The sequence below is a fragment of the Pseudomonas sp. PSE1(2024) genome, from assembly GCF_050990555.1.
Classification (GTDB): domain Bacteria; phylum Pseudomonadota; class Gammaproteobacteria; order Pseudomonadales; family Pseudomonadaceae; genus Aquipseudomonas; species Aquipseudomonas aphyarum.
This window is the reverse complement of record NZ_CP158967.1, coordinates 6,171,063-6,189,936: the sequence shown is the minus strand read 5'-3', so window position 1 is coordinate 6,189,936 and position 18,874 is coordinate 6,171,063. Positions and strand designations below refer to the sequence as shown.

The following is an 18,874-nucleotide window of genomic DNA, read 5'->3' as shown; positions in this document are numbered from 1 at the left end:
GCGGCGGGTCGTTATGCTAGGCCGCAAACCGGATAAGGAGCGAATTGTGAAAGCGTGGATCATGTTGTTGCTGGCCCTGTCTCTGCCTGTGGCAGCGCTGGCCGAAGAAGCCAAAGAAGGCGAGGCGCCGAAGGTCAACTACATCACCCTGAGCCCGCCGTTTGTGGGCAACTACGGGCTCGATGGCACCCCGAAGCTTAAGGTCTACAAGGCCGACGTGGCACTGCGGGTGACCGGTGAAGAGGCGACCAAACTGGTCAAGGCCAACGAGCCGCTGATCCGCAATCAGCTGGTGGCGCTGTTCACTCAGCAGACCACCGATGCGATGGGCAGCATCGAGGGCAAGGAAAAGCTGCGTCAGGAAGCCTTGAAGCAGACCCAGCAAGTGATGAATGACGAGACCGGCAAGCCGGTGGTTGAAGATCTGTTGTTCAACAACCTGATCATCCAGTAAGGCATTCGTTGTCCGGGCGGGCCTCATCGCGAGCAAGCTCGCTCCCACAGGATTCATGGTGATCACAATTTTGTGATTCACACAGATCCCTTGTGGGAGCGAGCTTGCTCGCGATGGCATTTTGTCAGGCGACAAATGACTCAGGGTTTGAGCGCGATAACCGCGGCCCACTGCTCGGCCGTCACCGGCATCACCGACAGTCGCGAACCCTTCTGCACCAGCGGCATCTCGGCCAGCGCGGTCTGCTGTTTCAGGTAATCCAGCTTCAAGACCCGGCTGAAAGTTTCGACGTGGGCAACATCAATCGCGCTCCAGGCGTTCTTCTCCGGCGTGGCTTTCGGGTCGAAGTAATGGCTTTCCGGTTCCAGTGCGGTGGGATCCGGGTACGCGGCTTCGATGATTTTGCCGATTCCGGCAATCCCCGGCTCCGGGCAGCTGGAATGGTAGAAAAAGAACTCGTCCCCCACCGCCATGGCCCGCAGGAAATTGCGTGCCTGATAGTTGCGAACCCCGTCCCAGCGCGCTTTGCCGAGCTTTTCCAGGCCCTTGATCGAGAGTTCGTCGGGCTCGGATTTCATCAGCCAGTAGGCCATGGTGTGTGCTCCTCAAGCGGTCATTGGGCAGGTTGTCCGGCAATTTTATGACAAACCGACGGTCGGTTGACGCCAGCATTTGCGCAGAGGTTCACGTTGTCGCAAAATGCCGGCCTTTAAAGCTTGACGCTGCTGCACGGCCTACGAATGGAAACCGCTGCTGTCATCGTGATGATGTGCCTTGAGGGGGGCAATCGATGAAACGCAAACCGGATTTGCTGTGGACTTTGGTGATTTTGTTCGGTCTGGGCGTCGTGACCACCGGTTATGCGCAAAGTCTGTGGGCCAACAAGGCCGATGCACCGATTGAAGTAGCGCAACAAGTACAACAGTCGACAGCCTTCAAACGCTGAAACTGCCTTTTCGACGCCGCTGATCCGCGCGGCGTCTATCCTGCGAAATACCACGCCTTGTCTGTCACCGTTCCCTGCAACGGTACATCCCAGCTCGCTTGCGCGAGACGTTCGACTTTCTGACATTCATGGGCCAACCCCAAGAGCGTCGGCTTGCGCCAGTTCTGGCGTCGGGCCAGGTACGCCAGACTGCGATCGTAGAAACCTCCGCCCATGCCCAGGCGCCCGCCAATATCGTCGAATCCCACCAATGGCAACAACACCAGATCCAGTGCCCAGACCTTGCGCTGACGGGCCAGATTGGCGCGCGGCTCAAGGATACGGAAGCGGTTGGGTTTGAGTTTTTCGCCGGGGCGGATTTGCTGGAAGACCATCTTGGTCCGTGGCCAGGCACTGAGTACCGGCAGGTAGGTTTTCTTGCCCCGACGCTGGGCGGCGCGCAGCAACAGGCGCGGGTCGATTTCACCGTCGGTGGGCAGGTACAGGGAAATGTGTTTCGCCCGGCGAAAGTGCGGGTCTTGTGCCAGTTGCTTGTACAGACCTTCGGCGGCCTCGCGTTGTTCGCTTCGCGTCATCGAGCGGCGGGCCTTGCGCAGCAGGCGGCGCAGTTGGGGGCGGGGCAGCAACGCGGGTTCGGTCATGGTTCGGCTTCGGCAGGGTGGGACGAAAACGTACGCATAAAAAATCCGATGCCGGCATGCACCGGCATCGGATTCGAATCAGGCTCCCCGGATGAGCCGCTGTCGACTTAGCCCTTGAACCCGAGAGTTCAAGGTGGAGGATGCAGTAGGCTTTAAGGCTTTCCGTCTGGCGGACATGCACACCAGCCCAACGTGCAACCCCCAGGGTAGTGCAAATCGGCTCAGGGACATCGTCAACTGGCAAGCACCCCAGGGAGTGCGGCGAGTATAACTCAAGCAGCCTGGCGAATCAGCCCTTGCTGATGTCCGGATCGTCGGCCAGCACCAGATCGACACGATCGAGCAAGTCACGCACCTGTTCACGGGTCGAACCGCTGGCCTGGATGTCCGGACGCTCTTCTTTGTGCAAGAGGTCGTGGGTGATGTTCAGCGCGGCCATCACGGCGATGCGGTCGGCGCCGATGACTTTGCCGCTGCTGCGGATCTCGCGCATCTTGCCGTCCAGGTAGCGGGCGGCGCTGATCAGATTGCTGCGCTCTTCCTGGGGACAGATGATCGAATACTCTTTGTCGAGGATCTGCACGGTAACGCTATTGCTTGAACTCATGAGTCTTGCTCCAGGGCCTTGAGGCGCGAAATCATCGATTCGACCTTACGCCGGGCGATTTCGTTTTTTTCAATGAGGTGCGCGCGTTCCTCGCGCCAGGTCTTTTCCTGAGCAAGTAAGAGTGCGTTTTGACTCTTTAGTTGCTCGACTCGGGTAATCAGCAGTTCGAGTCTGGCCATCAGCGCTTGCAGGTCGGTGTCTTCCATTGTGTCCACTGATTCGGTCTGATGGGTTTGGCTGGCGGACAGCCTTTAATGGTCTTGGCGAGTCTGTCGATGTAGGATACAAGGCCTTCATTCTAGACATAGCGCCGTCTGGCGCCTAGCTGCCCATGCCCATTCAGAATTCCCCGTACCAAGGCTTTGCCACCCTGCTGAACTCCAGCGGTCATTCCGTTTCGCCTGCCGAACTGCACGGCCTGTTGCTGGGCCGCAGTTGCGCCGGCGCCGGCTTCAATGCCGAAGAGTGGCTGATCGATGCCGCCGAGCTGCTCGAAAGCGAGCCGCAGGACAACGTCCGCAACGCGCTGATCGGTCTGCAGGAGATGGTCAAGAGCGAACTCACCGGTGATGACGTCACCGTGGTTCTGCTGCTGCCGAACGATGACGCGCCACTGGCCGAGCGCGCCGCCGCGCTGGGCGAATGGTGTCAGGGTTTCCTCACCGGTTTCGGCCTGAACTGCCGCGACAGCAGCATGTTGAGCACCGAAGCCACTGAAGTGTTGCAGGATTTGGCAGCGATCTCCCAGGTGCAAGACGCACTGGAAGAATCCGAAGACGGCGAAAGCGACTATATGGAAGTCATGGAGTACCTGCGTGTCGCTCCGCTGCTGCTGTTCTCCGAAACCAAAAAGGCCGACGTGCCGCCAGCGGCCAAGCCGTCGCTGCACTGATCGCGTGCCAGGGAAAGCCATCTGCCCATGATCCATATCCCGAAAGCGGAATACGCCCGGCGCCGCAAGGCGCTGATGGCGCAGATGGAACCCAACAGCATCGCGATCCTGCCTGCCGCCGCGGTCGCCATTCGCAACCGCGACGTCGAGCATGTCTATCGTCAGGACAGCGACTTCCAGTACCTCAGCGGTTTTCCCGAGCCACAGGCCGTCATCGTTTTGATGCCCGGTCGCGAACACGGTGAATACGTGCTGTTCTGCCGTGAACGCAACGCTGAACGCGAACTCTGGGACGGCCTGCGCGCCGGCCAGGAAGGCGCGATTCGCGATTTCGGCGCCGACGACGCCTTTCCCATCACCGACATCGATGACATCCTGCCGGGCCTGATCGAAGGCCGCGACCGGGTGTATTCGGCGATGGGCAGCAACCCGGAATTCGACCGTCACCTGATGGACTGGATCAACGTGATCCGCTCCAAGGCGCACCTCGGCGCCCAGCCGCCGAACGAATTCGTTGCCCTGGATCACCTGCTGCACGACATGCGCCTGTATAAATCGGCGGCAGAAGTGAAGGTGATGCGCGAAGCGGCGCGGATTTCCGCCCAGGCCCACATCCGGGCGATGCAGGCCAGCCGTGCCGGGCTGTACGAGTACAGCCTCGAAGCCGAGCTCGATTACGAGTTCCGCAAGGGCGGGGCGAAAATGCCGGCCTACGGTTCGATCGTCGCCGCCGGGCGCAACAGTTGCATCCTGCATTACCAGCAGAATGACGCGCTGCTCAAGGACGGCGATCTGGTGCTGATCGACGCCGGATGCGAGATCGACTGCTACGCCAGCGACATCACCCGCACCTGGCCGGTCAACGGCAAGTTCTCGGCCGAGCAGAAAGCGATCTACGAACTGGTGTTGGCCTCGCAGGAAGCCGCGTTCGCCGAAATCGCCCCGAACAAGCACTGGAACCAGGCGCACGAAGCCACGGTTCGGGTCATCACCGCCGGACTGGTGAAGCTGGGGCTGTTGCAGGGCGAAGTCGACGAGTTGATCGCCACCGAGGCCTACAAGGCGTTTTACATGCACCGCGCCGGCCACTGGCTCGGGATGGATGTGCATGACGTCGGCGAGTACAAGGTCGGCGGCGAATGGCGGGTGCTGGAAGTCGGCATGGCGCTGACCGTGGAGCCGGGCATCTACATCGCCCCGGACAATCAGAACGTAGCGAAGAAATGGCGCGGCATTGGCGTGCGCATCGAGGATGACGTGGTAGTGACCAAAAGCGGTTGTGAAATCCTGACGGGTGGCGTGCCGAAAACCGTCGCCGAGATCGAAGCCCTGATGGCGCAAGCACGGACCTGCGCGGCATGAGTCGGGTCAATCTGGCAATCATCGGTGGCGGTCTGGTCGGCGCCAGTCTGGCGTTAGCCTTGCAGGCCGGGGCCAAGGCCCGTGGCTGGAAGATCGTGCTGATCGAACCGTTCGCCCCCGGTGACACCTGGCAGCCGAGCTACGACGCGCGTTCCTCGGCACTGTCTTTCGGCTCACGGCAGATTTATCAGCGGCTGGGCGTGTGGCAGGAAATCTCCCGCCGCGCCGAGCCGATCAAGCAGATTCACGTGTCCGACCGTGGACGTTTTTCCACCGCTCGCCTGTCGGCGATGGAAGAGGGCGTCCCTGCGCTCGGCTATGTCGTGGAAAACGCCTGGCTCGGCCAGTGTCTGTGGCAGCACCTCGACAAAGACGTGATCAGCTGGCGCTGCCCGGCGGAAGTCACCCGCATGGAGCCGTTGCCGGACGGCTATCGCCTGACCCTCAACGACGAAACCACGGTCGAGTGCGATCTGGCGGTGCTCGCCGATGGCGGCCGTTCCGGTCTGCGCGAACAATTGGGCATCAACGTGCGCAAGCGCCCGTATAACCAGAGCGCGCTGATCGCCAACATCACCCCGAGCGAAGCGCACAACGGCATGGCCTTCGAGCGCTTCACCGACGAAGGCCCGATGGCGCTGTTGCCGCTGCCGGAAAACCGTTGCGCGCTGGTCTGGACCCGTCTGGGCATGGACGCGCAACGGTTGGCCGACCTGAGCGAGCGTGATTTCCTCAGCGAGCTGCAAGGCGTGTTCGGCTACCGTCTCGGCACTTTGAAACAGGTCGGCGCGCGGCATCTGTACCCGCTGTCGCTGGTGGAAGCCGAAGAGCAGGTGCGCTCGCATCTGGCCGTTCTCGGCAATGCCGCCCACAGCCTGCATCCAATTGCCGGGCAGGGTTTCAACCTGTCCCTGCGCGATGCCGATGCGTTGGCCGCCGCGCTGCTGGCCAGCGACAAACCGCTGGGGGATTTCGCCACGTTGCAGGCCTATCGCGAGCGTCAGCGTCTCGATCAGGACCTGACCGTGGGTTTCTCCGATCAGGTCACGCGCCTGTTCGGCAGCACCCAGCCGCTGGTGTCGCTGGGGCGCAACATCGGCCTGCTCGGCCTCGATCTGCTGCCGCCGGCCAAACGCTGGTTCGCCCGTCAGGCCATGGGGCTGGGGACGCGGTCGGATGCGTGAGTGGCTGATCAAACAGTTTGGCAAGGCGCGGCTGATGCGCTGGATCATGACGTTCTACCCGCCGTATTTCGGCGCGGGTGTCCGGGTGCAGCACATCAGCGATGACTTTCGCGACATCCGGGTCTCGATGGGCCTGGGCTGGTACAACCGCAATTACGTCGGCACCCAGTTCGGCGGCAGTCTGTATTCGATGGTCGATCCGTTCTTCATGTTGATGCTCATGGAGAACCTCGGCTCGCGGTACATCGTCTGGGACAAGGCCGCCGACATTGATTTCATATCGCCGGGTAAAGGCCCGGTGTTCGCCCGGTTCAACATCGACGACACCCTGCTCGACGAGATCCGTCGGCAGACCGCCAGTGGCGAGAAATACCTGCCGCAGTTGCAGGTCGACATTCATGACGGCGCCGGCAACCTGGTGGCGCGGGTCGGTAAAACCCTTTACGTGCGGCTCAAGCCGCCAGCGAGACAGGCTTAAAGCATGGAAATGCGCGCGGATGTGCTGATTGTCGGAGCCGGAATGGTCGGCAGTGCCCTGGCGCTGGCGTTGCAGGGCAGCGGGCTGGAAGTGCTGCTGCTCGACGGCAGCCCGTTGAGCGTCAAACCCTTCAATGGCGACGCGCCGTTCGAGCCACGGGTGAGCGCACTGTCGGCGGCCAGCCAGCGGATCCTCGACCGCCTCGGCGTGTGGGACGGCATCGTCAATCGACGCAGCAGCCCTTACACCGACATGCACGTCTGGGACGGCAGCGGCACCGGCCAGATTCACTTCTCGGCCAGCAGCGTGCACGCCGAGGTGCTCGGCCATATTGTCGAAAACCGCGTGGTCCAGGATGCCTTGCTCGACCGTCTGCACGATTGCGATATGGGCCTGTTGGCCAACGCGCGGCTGGAGCAGATGCGCCGTTCCGGTGATGACTGGCTGCTGACCCTGGCCGACGGCCGCACCTTGCGTGCGCCGTTGGTGATCGCGGCGGACGGCGCCAATTCTGCGGTGCGCCGTCTGACTGGCGTTGCCACTCGCGAGTGGGATTACCTGCATCACGCCATCGTCACCAGCGTGCGCAGCAGCAAGCCGCACCGCATGACCGCCTGGCAGCGTTTCACCGATCACGGGCCGCTAGCGTTTTTGCCGCTGGAGCGTGATGGCCAGCAGGACTGGTGCTCGATCGTCTGGTCGACCACGCCAAGCGAAGCCGAACGGCTGATGGCGCTGGATGAAGCGGACTTCTGCCGTGAACTCGAACGCGCTTTCGAAGGTTGCCTCGGCGACGTCATCAGTGCCGACCCGCGCCTGTGCGTGCCGCTGCGTCAACGTCACGCCAAACGCTACGTGGCCGAAGGCCTGGCACTGATCGGCGATGCCGCGCACACCATTCACCCGTTGGCGGGGCAGGGCGTGAATCTCGGCTTCCTCGATGCCGCCGTGCTGGCCGAAGTGTTGTTGCAGGCCAACGAACGCGGCGAACGCCTGGCGGACGTGAAAGTCCTGAGCCGCTACGAACGCCGGCGCATGCCGCACAATCTGGCGCTGATGGCCGCGATGGAAGGCTTCGAGCGGTTGTTCCAGGCCGATCCGTTGCCGCTGCGCTGGTTGCGTAATACCGGGCTGAAAATCGTCGAGCAGATGCCCGAGGCAAAGGCGTTGTTCGTGCGCGAAGCATTGGGTCTGACCGGGGACCTTCCCGTCCTGGCTAAACCATAATTCTCTGTTGAGACTGAAGGCCCCTTCGCGGGCAAGCCCGCTCCCACAGTGGACAGTGTGAAATTCCAATTTGAGTACACCCTGGAACCCTGTGGGAGCGGGCTTGCCCGCAAAGGCGCCAGTTCATTCGCCAAAAGTTTCGGGCTGTGCAACATCTGGTAACTCCTTGGGAAAGTGTTCGATTGAGCTCGTAAATGTGAGTCCTTATCATTTGGGCCACTTTTCCCGACCGAGAGACCGCTCCCATGTTGGCATCCAAGCGTGTTCTGACCGCACTGGCCCTGACCCTGATCGGCAGCACTGCCGCCCAGGCCGCCGACGAGGTGGTGGTCTACTCCTCGCGTATCGATGAGCTGATCAAGCCGGTGTTCGATGCCTACACCGCCAAGACCGGGGTGAAGATCAAGTTCATCACCGACAAGGAAGCGCCGCTGATGCAGCGGATCAAGGCCGAGGGCGAGAACGCCACCGCCGACCTGCTGCTGACCGTCGATGCCGGCAACCTCTGGCAGGCCGAGCAGATGGGCATTCTTCAGCCGTTCACCTCGAAAACCATCGACGCCAACATTCCCCTGCAATATCGCTCGTCCAGCCACGCCTGGACCGGCCTGAGCCTGCGTGCGCGAACCATCGCCTATTCCACCGCACGGGTGAAACCGGGCGAGCTGACCACCTACGAAGCATTGGCCGACAAGAACTGGGAAGGCCGCCTGTGCCTGCGCACGGCGAAGAAGGTCTACAACCAGTCGCTGACCGCCACCATGATCGAAGTCCACGGCGCCGAGAAGACCGAGAAGATCCTCAAGGGCTGGGTCAACAACCTGTCCACCGACGTGTTCTCCGACGACGTCGCGGTGCTGGAAGCGATCAACGCCGGCCAGTGCGACGTCGGCATCGTCAACACCTACTACTACGGCCGCCTGCACAAGCAGAAGCCGGAGCTGCCGGTAAAACTGTTCTGGCCGAACCAGGCGGATCGTGGCGTGCACGTCAACCTGTCGGGCATCGGCCTGACCAAACATGCACCGCATCCGGAAGCCGCCAAGGCACTGGTAGAGTGGATGACCACGCCTGAAGCGCAGAAGATCTTTGCCGACGTGAACCAGGAGTTCCCGGCGAATCCGGCGGTGAAACCTTCGGAAGAAGTGGCGGCGTGGGGGCAGTTCGTGGCTGATACGCTGCCAGTTGAGGTGGCGGGCAAGCGACAGGCTGAAGCGATCCGGATGATGGATCGGGCGGGTTGGAACTGAGTATGTTGCCGGCTGCGGTGTTCGCTTGAGATCGCTGCCCTCACCCCAGCCCTCTCCCGGAGGGAGAGGGAGCCGATCTCCATAGTTTTTAAAACTGGAGTTCAACTCGATATTGCAAGTCGCCGAATGATGTCCAGGCAACACGGTCAGTCCCCTCTCCCTCCGGGAGAGGGCTAGGGTGAGGGCAGCAATCCCCACTTGAAACACTCAGCTCAACAACACCACAAAATCCCTCAGAGACCCAAAAGTGGCCCACCCCGCCCAACGCCGCTGGTACCCCATCGTCTTCGCCATCGCCGCGTTGGTGCTGCTCCCCCTCAGCGTGCTCCTGCTCTCATGGCAAACCATCGATCACCAGATCTGGTCGCACCTCTGGGAAACCCAGATGCCACGCCTGCTGGGCAACACCCTGACACTGGTCTTCGGCGTAGGCATCGGCGTAACCCTGCTGGGCGTAAGCCTCGCCTGGCTCACCAGCCTCTGCGAATTCCCCGGGCGACGCTGGCTCGACTGGGCGCTGATGCTGCCGTTCGCAATCCCGGCCTACGTGCTGGCGTTCGTCTTCGTCGGCCTGCTGGACTTCGCAGGCCCCGTGCAAACCCTGCTGCGCGAATGGTTCGGCACCGGCCTGCGCCTGCCGCGAGTGCGCTCCACCGGCGGGGTGATTCTGGTGCTGGTGCTGGTGTTTTATCCCTACGTCTACCTGCTGGCGCGCACCGCGTTCCTGGCGCAGGGCAAGGGATTGATGGAAGCCGCGCGAGTACTCGGCCAGTCACCCTGGCAGGCATTCTGGCGCGTGGCATTGCCGATGGCTCGGCCGGCCATCGGTGCCGGCGTGGCGCTGGCACTGATGGAAACCCTGGCGGATTTCGGCGCGGTGTCGGTGTTCAACTTCGACACCTTCACCACCGCGATCTACAAGACCTGGTATGGCTTCTTCAGCCTGCCCAGCGCCGCGCAACTCGCCAGCCTGTTGCTGCTGGTGGTGATGCTGGTGCTGTACGGCGAACGTCGCGCGCGCGGTGCCAATCGGGCAAGTAATGAACGGCCACGGGTCAAGGCGCTCTACCACCTGCGTGGGCCCAAGGCCTGGGCGGCGACCGGCTGGTGCGGTCTGGTGTTTGCCTGCGCGTTTGTCATTCCGGTGCTGCAACTGGTGGTGTGGTTCTGGCAGCGCGGGCGATTCGATCTGGATGAGCGCTACGCGGGATTGATTCTGCACACCTTGTATCTGGGCGGCATGGCGGCGTTGATCACGGTCAGCGTGGCGATGTTGCTGGCGTTCGCCCGGCGCCTGGCGCCCACCCGGACGATCAATTCCGCCGTCGGTCTGGCCAATCTCGGTTATGCCTTGCCGGGCTCGGTGCTGGCGGTGTCGATCATGCTCGCGTTCAGTTATCTGGACCGGGAGCTGGTGATTCCGCTGTCCGGCTGGCTCGGCGGTGCGGGCAAGCCGCTGTTGCTGGGCAGTCTGGCGGCGTTGCTGTTGGCGTATCTGGTGCGGTTCGTGGCGGTGGCCTATGGGCCGCTGGAAAGCAGTCTGGCGCGTATACGGCCATCTTTGCCTGAAGCGGCACGTAGCCTGGGTGTCAGCGGGCCGCGACTGTTTTTCAAAGTGTATCTGCCGTTGTTGCTGCCTGGCACGCTCAGCGCCGCGTTGCTGGTGTTCGTCGATGTGCTCAAGGAAATGCCCGCGACCCTGCTGATGCGCCCGTTTGGCTGGGACACGCTGGCGGTGCGGATCTTCGAAATGACCAGCGAAGGCGAATGGGCGAGGGCGTCGTTGCCGGCGCTGACCCTGGTGCTGGTCGGCTTGTTGCCGGTCATCGGACTTATTCGCCGTTCGGCGCATCGAAACACTTAGTCGTCAGTCCTGAATCATGCGGCTACAATGCGCGGCATTCGGTGCGGTCCGTCTGACAGACCCTGTCGCTGAAATCGGCTGAAAGCCCTTTTTTACAGGGCTTTCCGATCCGTGCAGCAGCGCTCCGCACCTTCGCCACGCCCGGAAGGAGAAACCCATGGGACAGCGTACGCCTCTGTATGACCTGCATCTCGCCCTCGGCGCGAAGATGGTCGATTTTGGCGGTTGGGACATGCCCCTGCATTACGGCTCGCAGGTCGAGGAACACCATCAGGTGCGCCGCGATTGCGGGGTGTTCGATGTTTCCCACATGACCGTGATCGATGTCACCGGCCCCCAGGCCAAGGCCTGGCTCCAGCATTTGCTGGCCAATGACGTCGAACGCCTGCACAGCCCCGGCCGTGCGTTGTACAGCACCATGCTCAACGAGCGCGGCGGCGTCGTCGACGACATGATCGTCTACCGCCTCGAGGACGGTTATCGTCTGGTGGTCAACGCTTCCACCCGCGATCAGGATCTGGCCTGGATGCAGGCACAGCTGGGCAGTTTCGATGTGCAAATGCACGAACGCTCCGAGCTGGCGATGCTCGCCATTCAAGGCCCCCATGCCCGGCACAGGATTGCCGAGCTGGTGACCCAGTCCCGCGCCAACCTGATCCAGATGCTCAAGCCTTTCGAGGGCTACGTCGACGGCGACTGGTTCATTGCGCGCACCGGCTACACCGGTGAGGACGGTCTGGAAATCGCCCTGCCGGCCGATCAGGCTCCCGGATTTTTCAACGATCTGGTGGGCGCAGGTATTTCCCCCATCGGCCTTGGTGCCCGCGACACGTTGCGGGTCGAAGCCGGCATGAACCTTTACGGTCAGGACATCCACCAAGACGTTTCGCCACTGGCCTCGAACATGGCCTGGAGTATCGCCTGGGAACCGGCCACGCGCCGCTTCATCGGTCGCGACGCGCTGGAAGCGGAAAAAACCGCCGGCGTGCAGCACAAACTGGTCGGCCTGGTGCTTGAGGAACGCGGGGTTTTGCGGGCCCATCAGGTGGTTCGTATCGCTGATGTTGGCGAAGGGGAGATCACCAGTGGTAGTTTCTCTCCTACGCTTAGCAAGTCGATTGCCCTGGCGCGTGTACCGATGGCGACTGCCGACCGCGCCGAAGTGGAAATCCGTGGCAAGTGGTATCCGGTACGCGTGGTCAAACCGACCTTTGTCCGTCACGGCAAAACCTTGATCTAAACCTTTTCCGGCGGGCACGACCGCTGACAATTTCTTGAGGACACCGAGCATGAGCAACATCCCAGCTGAACTACGTTTTGCCGAAAGTCATGAATGGGCGCGTCTGGAAGCCGACGGCACCGTCACCGTGGGCATCAGCGATCACGCCCAGGAAGCGTTGGGTGATGTGGTGTTTGTCGAGCTGGCAGAAGTGGGCAAGGTGTTCGCCGCCGGTGATGCTGCCGGTGTCGTCGAGTCGGTGAAGGCTGCTTCCGACATCTATTCCCCGGTCGGTGGCGAAGTGATTGCCGTCAACGAAGACCTGGCCAACGCGCCGGAAGAGCTGAACAGCGATCCGTACGCCGCGTGGATCTTCAAGCTCAAGCCAAGCGACAAGGCCGAGCTGGACAAGCTGCTCGACGCTGCCGGCTACAAGGCTGCCATCGGCGAATAAGCTGCAGGCGAGACCCCAAAGCCCCGACCCGTCGGGGCTTTTTTCTGCCCGGGACTTTTGCCGTCGGGGTGGCTGCTATGCTGGTTTGACCGTGTTGCATTGACGCCGAGCCGCCAGCCAAGAGAGAGCCCGTCATGTCCCAGTTGCCATCCCTGAGCCAGTTACGCGATCCCCATGCCTTTCTGCGCCGCCACCTCGGCCCCGATGCCGCCGAGCAGCAGGCGATGCTCGACAGCCTCGGTCTCGGCAGCCGGGTCGAACTGATCGAACAGACCGTGCCGCCGGGCATTCGCCTCAACCGCGAGCTGGACCTGCCGCCGGCGCTGGACGAACAGGCAGCGCTGGCCAAACTGCGTGGTTATGCCGAACAGAATCAGGTCTGGACCAGCCTGATCGGCATGGGCTACCACGGCACTCTGACCCCGACCGTCATCCTGCGCAACGTGCTGGAAAATCCCGGTTGGTACACGGCTTACACGCCTTACCAACCGGAAATCGCCCAAGGCCGGCTCGAAGCGTTGCTCAACTTTCAGCAACTGACCATCGACCTCACCGGCCTTGAATTGGCCAACGCTTCGCTGCTCGATGAAGCCACCGCTGCGGCGGAAGCCATGGCCCTGGCCAAGCGCGTGGCAAAGTCGAAAAGCAATCTGTTCTTCGTCGACGAAAACTGTCATCCACAAACCATTTCCGTGGTGCAGACCCGCGCCGAAGGCTTCGGCTTCGAGCTGATCGTCGACGCTGTGGATAACTTGAAGCAGCACCAGGTGTTCGGCGCACTGCTGCAATACCCCGACACCCACGGCGAAGTCCGCGACCTGCGTCCACTGATCGATCACCTGCACGCGCAGCAGGCGCTGGCCTGCGTGGCGGCCGATCTGCTCAGTCTGTTGCTGCTGACCCCGCCGGGCGAACTGGGTGCCGACGTGGTGTTCGGTTCATCCCAGCGCTTCGGTGTGCCGATGGGTTACGGCGGCCCGCACGCGGCGTTTTTCGCCAGTCGCGAGGAATACAAACGGGCGATTCCCGGCCGGATCATCGGTGTGTCGAAAGATGCCCGTGGCAACGTCGCGCTGCGTATGGCCCTGCAAACCCGCGAACAGCACATTCGCCGGGAGAAGGCCAATTCGAACATCTGCACCGCCCAGGTGCTGCTGGCCAACATCGCCAGTTTCTATGCGGTCTATCACGGCCCGGAAGGTCTGAAACGAATCGCCCAGCGGGTGCACCGGCTGACCTGCATTCTCGCCGCCGGGCTCGAACGCCTTGGCATAAAACGGCTGAACGAACACTTCTTCGACACCCTCACGCTGGACGTGGGCGGCGCGCAAACCGCGATCATCGAAAGCGCCCAGGCCGCGCAGATCAACCTGCGAATTCTCGGTCGTGGCCAACTGGGTCTGAGCCTCGACGAGGCCTGTGATGAAAGCACCGTGGCCAGACTGTTCGATGTGCTGCTGGGCGCCGATCACGGGTTGAGCGTCGATGAGCTCGACGCCGAAACGCTGGACTCCGGCATTCCCGACACGCTGCAACGCAGCACGCCGTACCTGCGTCACCCGGTGTTCAACGCCCACCACAGCGAAACCGAGATGTTGCGCTACCTCAAACAACTGGAGAGCAAGGATCTGGCGCTCAACCAGTCGATGATCCCGCTGGGCTCCTGCACCATGAAACTCAACGCCACCAGCGAGATGATCCCGATCACCTGGCCGCAATTCGCCAATCTGCACCCGTTCGTGCCCCGGGAGCAGGCGGTCGGTTACACGCTGATGATCGAGGAACTGGAGCGCTGGCTGTGCGCGATCACCGGGTTCGATGCGATCTGCATGCAACCCAACTCCGGCGCCCAGGGCGAGTACGCCGGGTTGCTGGCGATCCGCAAATACCACGAGAGCCGCCAGCAGGGCGGGCGCGACATCTGCCTGATTCCTTCTTCGGCCCACGGCACCAACCCGGCCTCGGCGCAGATGGCCGGGATGCGCGTGGTGATTGTCGAGTGCGACGACGCTGGTAACGTTGATCTGGAGGACTTGAAAGCCAAGGCGTCCGAGGCCGGGGACAAGCTGTCATGCCTGATGGCGACCTACCCGTCGACCCATGGCGTGTACGAGGAAGGCATCAGCGAAATCTGCGAAGTTATCCACAAGCACGGCGGCCAGGTGTACATGGACGGCGCCAACCTCAACGCTCAGGTCGGGCTGGCGCGGCCGGCGGACATCGGCGCCGACGTGTCACACATGAACCTGCACAAGACGTTCTGCATTCCCCACGGCGGAGGCGGGCCGGGCATGGGGCCGATTGGCGTGCGTGCGCACCTGGCGCCGTTCGTTGCCAACCATCCGGTGATCCCGATCGACGGGCCGCAACCGCAGAACGGAGCGGTCAGCGCAGCACCGTGGGGCAGCGCAAGCATTCTGCCGATCAGCTGGATGTACATCGCGATGATGGGGCCGCAATTGGCGGATGCCAGCGAAGTGGCGATCCTCGCGGCGAATTACCTGGCGCAGCATCTGTCCGGTGCTTTCCCCGTTCTGTACACCGGGCGCAACGAGCGGGTCGCCCATGAGTGCATTCTGGATCTGCGGCCGCTGAAAGCGCAGACCGGCATCAGCGAAGAAGACGTCGCCAAGCGCCTGATGGATTACGGCTTCCACGCGCCGACCATGTCGTTCCCGGTGCCGGGCACCTTGATGGTCGAGCCGACCGAGAGCGAGTCCAAGGCCGAACTGGATCGGTTCATCGGCGCGATGCTGAGCATCCGCGCAGAAATCACCGAGGTGCAGAACGGCAACTGGCCGGCCGAGGACAACCCGCTCAAACGGGCGCCGCATACCCTGGCCGATATCACCGGCGTGTGGGAGCGGCCGTACAGCATCGAGCAGGGCATCACGCCGGATGCGCACACCAAAGCGCACAAATATTGGCCGGCGGTGAACCGGGTCGATAATGTCTACGGCGACCGCAACCTGTTCTGCGCCTGTGTGCCGGTGGACGATTACCGCTGAACCGCGGGCAAAAAAATGCCGCTCATATGAGCGGCATTTTTGTCTGTCCGGAAGGTTATTCCGACGCCACGGCGTTCTTCGCCAGAATCGCGTTCGCCAGTTCCATGTCCGTTGCCTGCAGGCCCGGGTTGTCGGCGCGGACTTTCTGCATCGCCGCTTCCAGGTACGGGCCACGGATACCGCCGTCGCTGGCGACGAAGCTGCCGGCATCGTCCTGGGCGGCAACGATCAGTTTGTGATCCTTGAAGGTCAGGTAGGTCGAGCCGGTGGTCGCACCGGACGAAATGACGTTACGCCAAAAGCTGTCGGCCATTGCCGAACCGACGGGCAGAGACAGCAGGGCAAGGGTGGCGACAGCAAGTTTGAGACGCATGTTGGGTGACTCCACTGGTGTTGAATAACCGGTTGGATCGCCGTTTCCCCGATCCGGTTCCGTGAGCGGCTATTTCTGCTCGCTCTGTGGTGTCACCCGCAACACTTCCTCAAGGGTTGTCAGCCCGGCCGCGACTTTCTGCGCGCCGGACAATCGCAGGCTGCGCATGCCTTCCTTGAACGCCTGCCGGCGGATTGCGGTGAGATCGGTGTCGGGGCTGATCAAGGCCTTGAGGCTGTCGCTCAGTTGCATGATTTCGTAGACCCCGGCGCGGCCGTGATAACCGGTGTCGCGGCACTCCAGGCAACCGATGGCCCGTTGCGCATTGCCCGGCAGCGGCGCCTGCCACGGTCGGGTCAGGGTTTGCCAGTCTTCTTCATCAAGTGTCAGCGGCGCCTTGCAGTGCGGGCACAGTGTTCGCACCAGTCGTTGCGCCATCACACCGAGCACGGTGGCCTTTATCAGGTAATGCGGCACGCCGAGTTCCAGCAGACGGCTGATGGCGCTCGGCGCATCGTTGGTGTGCAGGGTCGAGAGCACCAGGTGCCCGGTCAGCGCGGCCTGAATCGCCATTTCGGCGGTTTCCAGGTCGCGGATCTCGCCGATCATGATGATGTCCGGGTCTTGCCGCATCAGCGCTCGCACGCCGGCGGCGAACGTCAGGTCGATGTTGTGCTGGACCTGCATCTGGTTGAAGGCCGGCTCGACCATCTCGATCGGGTCCTCGATGGTGCAGAGGTTGACCTCCGGAGTCGCCAGTTTTTTCAGTGTGGTGTACAGCGTCGTGGTCTTGCCGGAGCCGGTCGGGCCGGTGACCAGGATGATGCCGTTGGGCTGACGGGTCATGTCCTGCCAGCGCCTCAGGTCGTCGGTGGAAAACCCCAGCTGATCGAAATCCTTGAGCAGCACTTCCGGGTCGAAGATCCGCATCACCATTTTTTCGCCGAACGCAGTGGGCAGGGTCGACAACCGCAGCTCGACCTCGCCGCCGTCCGGGGTCTTGGTCTTGACCCGGCCGTCCTGGGGTTTGCGCTTCTCGGCGACGTTCATCCGGCCAAGGCTTTTCAGGCGGCTGACGATGGCCATCGTCACCTGCGGCGGGAATTGATAGACGTTGTGCAGCACGCCGTCGATGCGAAAACGCACCGTGCCTTGCTCGCGCCGGGGTTCGATGTGGATATCGCTGGCCCGCTGCTGGAAGGCGTACTGGAACAGCCAGTCGACGATGTTGACGATGTGCGCGTCGTTGGCGTCCGGCTCCTGATCGCTGGCGCCGAGGTTGAGCAGTTGTTCGAAGTTGCCGAGGTTGCCGCTCTGCGCATCGGCATTGCTGGCGCCGCTGACCGATTTTGCGAGACGAAAGAATTCGACGCTGAAACGCTGGATGTCCGCCGGGTTGGCCACCACCCGTTTGATCGGCAGCTTCAGGACGTGAGTCAGATCCGCCTCCCAGCCGCTGACGTAGGGTTGGGCGCTGGCCACGGTCACCGCGTCTCGGTCGACCGATACCGCGAGGATCTTGTGGCGCTGGGCGAAGGCATAGGACATCAGCGGCGTGATGGCCGCGACGTTGATCTTCAGCGGATCGATCCGCAGGTACGGCTGGCCGGCCTGCTGCGCCAGCCACAGGGTCAGGCTTTCCAGGTCGAGGTGTTTGCCCGGACGGCTGAGATCGTCCAGTTGCTGGCTGGCGATGAATTCCAGCGGATGCTTCTGGCCATGGGCGGCATGCCGACGCCGGGCATTCAGCGCCTGCTCGGCCGAGTCCTGGCAGATGAACCCCTGGGCGACCAGTTCACGCAGTACCTCATTGAGATCCAGCCAGCGGTCCTGAGTGGCGAGTTGAACGGACATGCGGGCTCCTTTTGAACGACAGTGCGCAAAGGATAGTCGTGGCCCCGCCGACCGTTGGGCCACTACCCGACGAAGACGTTTCGGTTCTTGTCAGCCGACCGCCTGCGCCGGCGCATCCCACGCCGCGTCGGGGTTTTGCAGGTTCACCGAGCAGACGCTGATCAGGTTACGAAGTTTTTCCGCGATCACCTGGGCGCGGTGCCAGCTCAGGCCGCTCATGACGATGTTGATCGACAGCAGATCGTCCAGCCGCTGGACATTCACCTGTTCCGGGGTGAGGCACTGCAAGGCGAACAGGTTCAGCACCCGCACCAGCAAATCCGGCTCGGCCTCGGCCAGGATCTGGTACTGCGCAAGGCAATGGGCGTTGCTGGCGTTCCACACATCGGCACGGGGCGCAGGGGTGTTGACGGCTTCGAGGTATGGCATGGCAGGTCTCCGGAATCAGTGGAGGAATTTTTACATCCGATGCCGGGCATTTCTTGTCTAAGATGAGCTGATCAGGCGATTGGTAAGGTTGATCAATTCGCCATTGGCTTATTTTGGGGATTATTTATGCACAGCGAGCTGGACAGCTACGACCGGCGCATTCTCGCCCTGCTGCAAGAGGACGCTTCCTTGTCCAGCGCACAGATCGCCGAACAGGTTGGCCTGTCGCAGTCGCCGTGCTGGCGGCGGATTCAGCGGATGAAGGAGGAGGGGATCATTCGTGGCCAGGTGACTTTGCTCGATCGCAAGAAGATCGGCCTGAACACGCAGATCTTCGCCGAGATCAAACTCAACGCCCACGGCCGTTCGAACTTCACTGAGTTCACCGAGGCGATTCGCGGTTTTCCCGAAGTGCTGGAGTGTTACGTGCTGATGGGGGCGGTGGATTTTCTGTTGCGGATTGTCGCGGCGGACATCGAGGCGTATGAGCGGTTCTTCTTCGAGAAGCTGTCGCTGGTGCCGGGGATTCAGGAAGTGAACTCGATTGTGGCGCTGTCGGAGATCAAGTCGACGACGAGTTTGCCGGTACTGCGCTGATTTGATGATCGTTCCCACGCTCCGCGTGGGAATGC

The 18,874-nt window shown here is 62.2% G+C and carries 20 protein-coding genes and 1 other RNA gene; 13 read left to right on the top strand and 8 right to left on the bottom strand.

Annotated elements, in window-relative coordinates:
* The first annotated feature begins 46 nt into the window (after window positions 1-46).
* The gene (locus tag ABTV87_RS28250; RefSeq protein ID WP_007951814.1) at window positions 47-454 is read left to right on the top strand and encodes a flagellar basal body-associated protein FliL; all 408 of its coding nucleotides are present in this window, start codon (window positions 47-49) and stop codon (window positions 452-454) included.
* 140 nt (window positions 455-594) lie between these two features.
* Here the strand turns inward: ABTV87_RS28250 and ABTV87_RS28245 are convergent, their stop codons facing one another.
* Window positions 595-1,047 (bottom strand): EVE domain-containing protein, encoded by a 453-nt coding sequence (locus ABTV87_RS28245; RefSeq protein ID WP_007951813.1) that lies wholly within the window; start codon window positions 1,045-1,047, stop codon window positions 595-597.
* 197 nt (window positions 1,048-1,244) lie between these two features.
* On the opposite strand from ABTV87_RS28245, the gene ABTV87_RS28240 reads away from it, so the two are divergent.
* Window positions 1,245-1,400 carry a hypothetical protein gene (locus ABTV87_RS28240; RefSeq protein ID WP_007911192.1) on the top strand — a complete coding sequence of 52 codons (156 nt, stop codon included), beginning with the start codon at window positions 1,245-1,247 and terminating at the stop codon, window positions 1,398-1,400.
* 35 nt (window positions 1,401-1,435) lie between these two features.
* Here ABTV87_RS28240 and ABTV87_RS28235 read toward each other — a convergent pair whose 3' ends face one another.
* From ABTV87_RS28235 to ABTV87_RS28220, 4 genes are all read right to left on the bottom strand, one after another.
* A complete protein-coding gene (locus ABTV87_RS28235) occupies window positions 1,436-2,041 on the bottom strand; it encodes a 5-formyltetrahydrofolate cyclo-ligase (protein ID WP_433898705.1) in 606 nt (201 codons plus the stop codon).
* A gap of 80 nt (window positions 2,042-2,121) precedes the next feature.
* Window positions 2,122-2,300, bottom strand: a non-coding RNA gene (gene ssrS, locus ABTV87_RS28230) — 6S RNA.
* Between the two features lie 30 nt (window positions 2,301-2,330).
* Window positions 2,331-2,648: a cell division protein ZapA gene (locus tag ABTV87_RS28225; protein ID WP_007951811.1), complete on the bottom strand. Its 318-nt coding sequence runs from the start codon at window positions 2,646-2,648 to the stop codon at window positions 2,331-2,333.
* On the bottom strand, window positions 2,645-2,854 hold the full coding sequence (locus tag ABTV87_RS28220; RefSeq protein WP_007940359.1) for a TIGR02449 family protein: 210 nt from the start codon (window positions 2,852-2,854) through the stop codon (window positions 2,645-2,647). The genes ABTV87_RS28225 and ABTV87_RS28220 overlap by 4 nt, the downstream gene beginning before the upstream one ends.
* A 125-nt stretch (window positions 2,855-2,979) precedes the next feature.
* Here ABTV87_RS28220 and ABTV87_RS28215 point away from each other — a divergent pair, with 125 nt between their 5' ends.
* From ABTV87_RS28215 to gcvP, 10 genes are all read left to right on the top strand, one after another.
* On the top strand, window positions 2,980-3,540 hold the full coding sequence (locus tag ABTV87_RS28215) for a YecA family protein (protein ID WP_007951810.1): 561 nt from the start codon (window positions 2,980-2,982) through the stop codon (window positions 3,538-3,540).
* Window positions 3,541-3,567: 27 nt separating this feature from the next.
* Window positions 3,568-4,902, top strand: a complete 1,335-nt coding sequence (gene pepP, locus ABTV87_RS28210; protein WP_007951809.1) for a Xaa-Pro aminopeptidase — start codon at window positions 3,568-3,570, stop codon at window positions 4,900-4,902.
* Window positions 4,899-6,086 (top strand): 2-octaprenyl-6-methoxyphenyl hydroxylase, encoded by a 1,188-nt coding sequence (ubiH, locus tag ABTV87_RS28205; protein WP_433898704.1) that lies wholly within the window; start codon window positions 4,899-4,901, stop codon window positions 6,084-6,086. Before pepP ends, ubiH begins: the two co-directional genes overlap by 4 nt.
* The gene (locus ABTV87_RS28200) at window positions 6,079-6,564 is read left to right on the top strand and encodes a DUF4442 domain-containing protein (RefSeq protein ID WP_221534523.1); all 486 of its coding nucleotides are present in this window, start codon (window positions 6,079-6,081) and stop codon (window positions 6,562-6,564) included. The genes ubiH and ABTV87_RS28200 overlap by 8 nt, the downstream gene beginning before the upstream one ends.
* A 9-nt stretch (window positions 6,565-6,573) precedes the next feature.
* On the top strand, window positions 6,574-7,791 hold the full coding sequence (locus ABTV87_RS28195) for a 2-octaprenyl-3-methyl-6-methoxy-1,4-benzoquinol hydroxylase (protein WP_221534554.1): 1,218 nt from the start codon (window positions 6,574-6,576) through the stop codon (window positions 7,789-7,791).
* 245 nt (window positions 7,792-8,036) lie between these two features.
* Window positions 8,037-9,041, top strand: a complete 1,005-nt coding sequence (locus tag ABTV87_RS28190) for an extracellular solute-binding protein (protein WP_433898703.1) — start codon at window positions 8,037-8,039, stop codon at window positions 9,039-9,041.
* 247 nt (window positions 9,042-9,288) lie between these two features.
* On the top strand, window positions 9,289-10,905 hold the full coding sequence (locus tag ABTV87_RS28185) for an ABC transporter permease (protein WP_127800536.1): 1,617 nt from the start codon (window positions 9,289-9,291) through the stop codon (window positions 10,903-10,905).
* Between the two features lie 157 nt (window positions 10,906-11,062).
* A complete protein-coding gene (gene gcvT / locus ABTV87_RS28180) occupies window positions 11,063-12,145 on the top strand; it encodes a glycine cleavage system aminomethyltransferase GcvT (RefSeq protein ID WP_433898702.1) in 1,083 nt (360 codons plus the stop codon).
* 49 nt (window positions 12,146-12,194) lie between these two features.
* Complete coding sequence (gene gcvH / locus ABTV87_RS28175) at window positions 12,195-12,578, top strand: glycine cleavage system protein GcvH (protein ID WP_433898701.1); 384 nt, start codon at window positions 12,195-12,197, stop codon at window positions 12,576-12,578.
* 134 nt (window positions 12,579-12,712) lie between these two features.
* Entirely contained in the window at window positions 12,713-15,586 is a 2,874-nt protein-coding gene (gene gcvP / locus ABTV87_RS28170) for an aminomethyl-transferring glycine dehydrogenase (RefSeq protein WP_433898700.1), read from the top strand.
* 55 nt (window positions 15,587-15,641) lie between these two features.
* Here gcvP and ABTV87_RS28165 read toward each other — a convergent pair whose 3' ends face one another.
* From ABTV87_RS28165 to ABTV87_RS28155, 3 genes are all read right to left on the bottom strand, one after another.
* On the bottom strand, window positions 15,642-15,959 hold the full coding sequence (locus tag ABTV87_RS28165; RefSeq protein ID WP_007951791.1) for a DUF2388 domain-containing protein: 318 nt from the start codon (window positions 15,957-15,959) through the stop codon (window positions 15,642-15,644).
* Window positions 15,960-16,028: 69 nt separating this feature from the next.
* The gene (locus ABTV87_RS28160) at window positions 16,029-17,813 is read right to left on the bottom strand and encodes a GspE/PulE family protein (RefSeq protein WP_433898699.1); all 1,785 of its coding nucleotides are present in this window, start codon (window positions 17,811-17,813) and stop codon (window positions 16,029-16,031) included.
* A 90-nt stretch (window positions 17,814-17,903) separates the two neighbouring features.
* Window positions 17,904-18,242 carry a hypothetical protein gene (locus tag ABTV87_RS28155; protein WP_433898698.1) on the bottom strand — a complete coding sequence of 113 codons (339 nt, stop codon included), beginning with the start codon at window positions 18,240-18,242 and terminating at the stop codon, window positions 17,904-17,906.
* A gap of 126 nt (window positions 18,243-18,368) precedes the next feature.
* Here ABTV87_RS28155 and ABTV87_RS28150 point away from each other — a divergent pair, with 126 nt between their 5' ends.
* Entirely contained in the window at window positions 18,369-18,839 is a 471-nt protein-coding gene (locus ABTV87_RS28150) for an Lrp/AsnC family transcriptional regulator (RefSeq protein WP_007951785.1), read from the top strand.
* The last annotated feature ends 35 nt before the right edge of the window (window positions 18,840-18,874 follow it).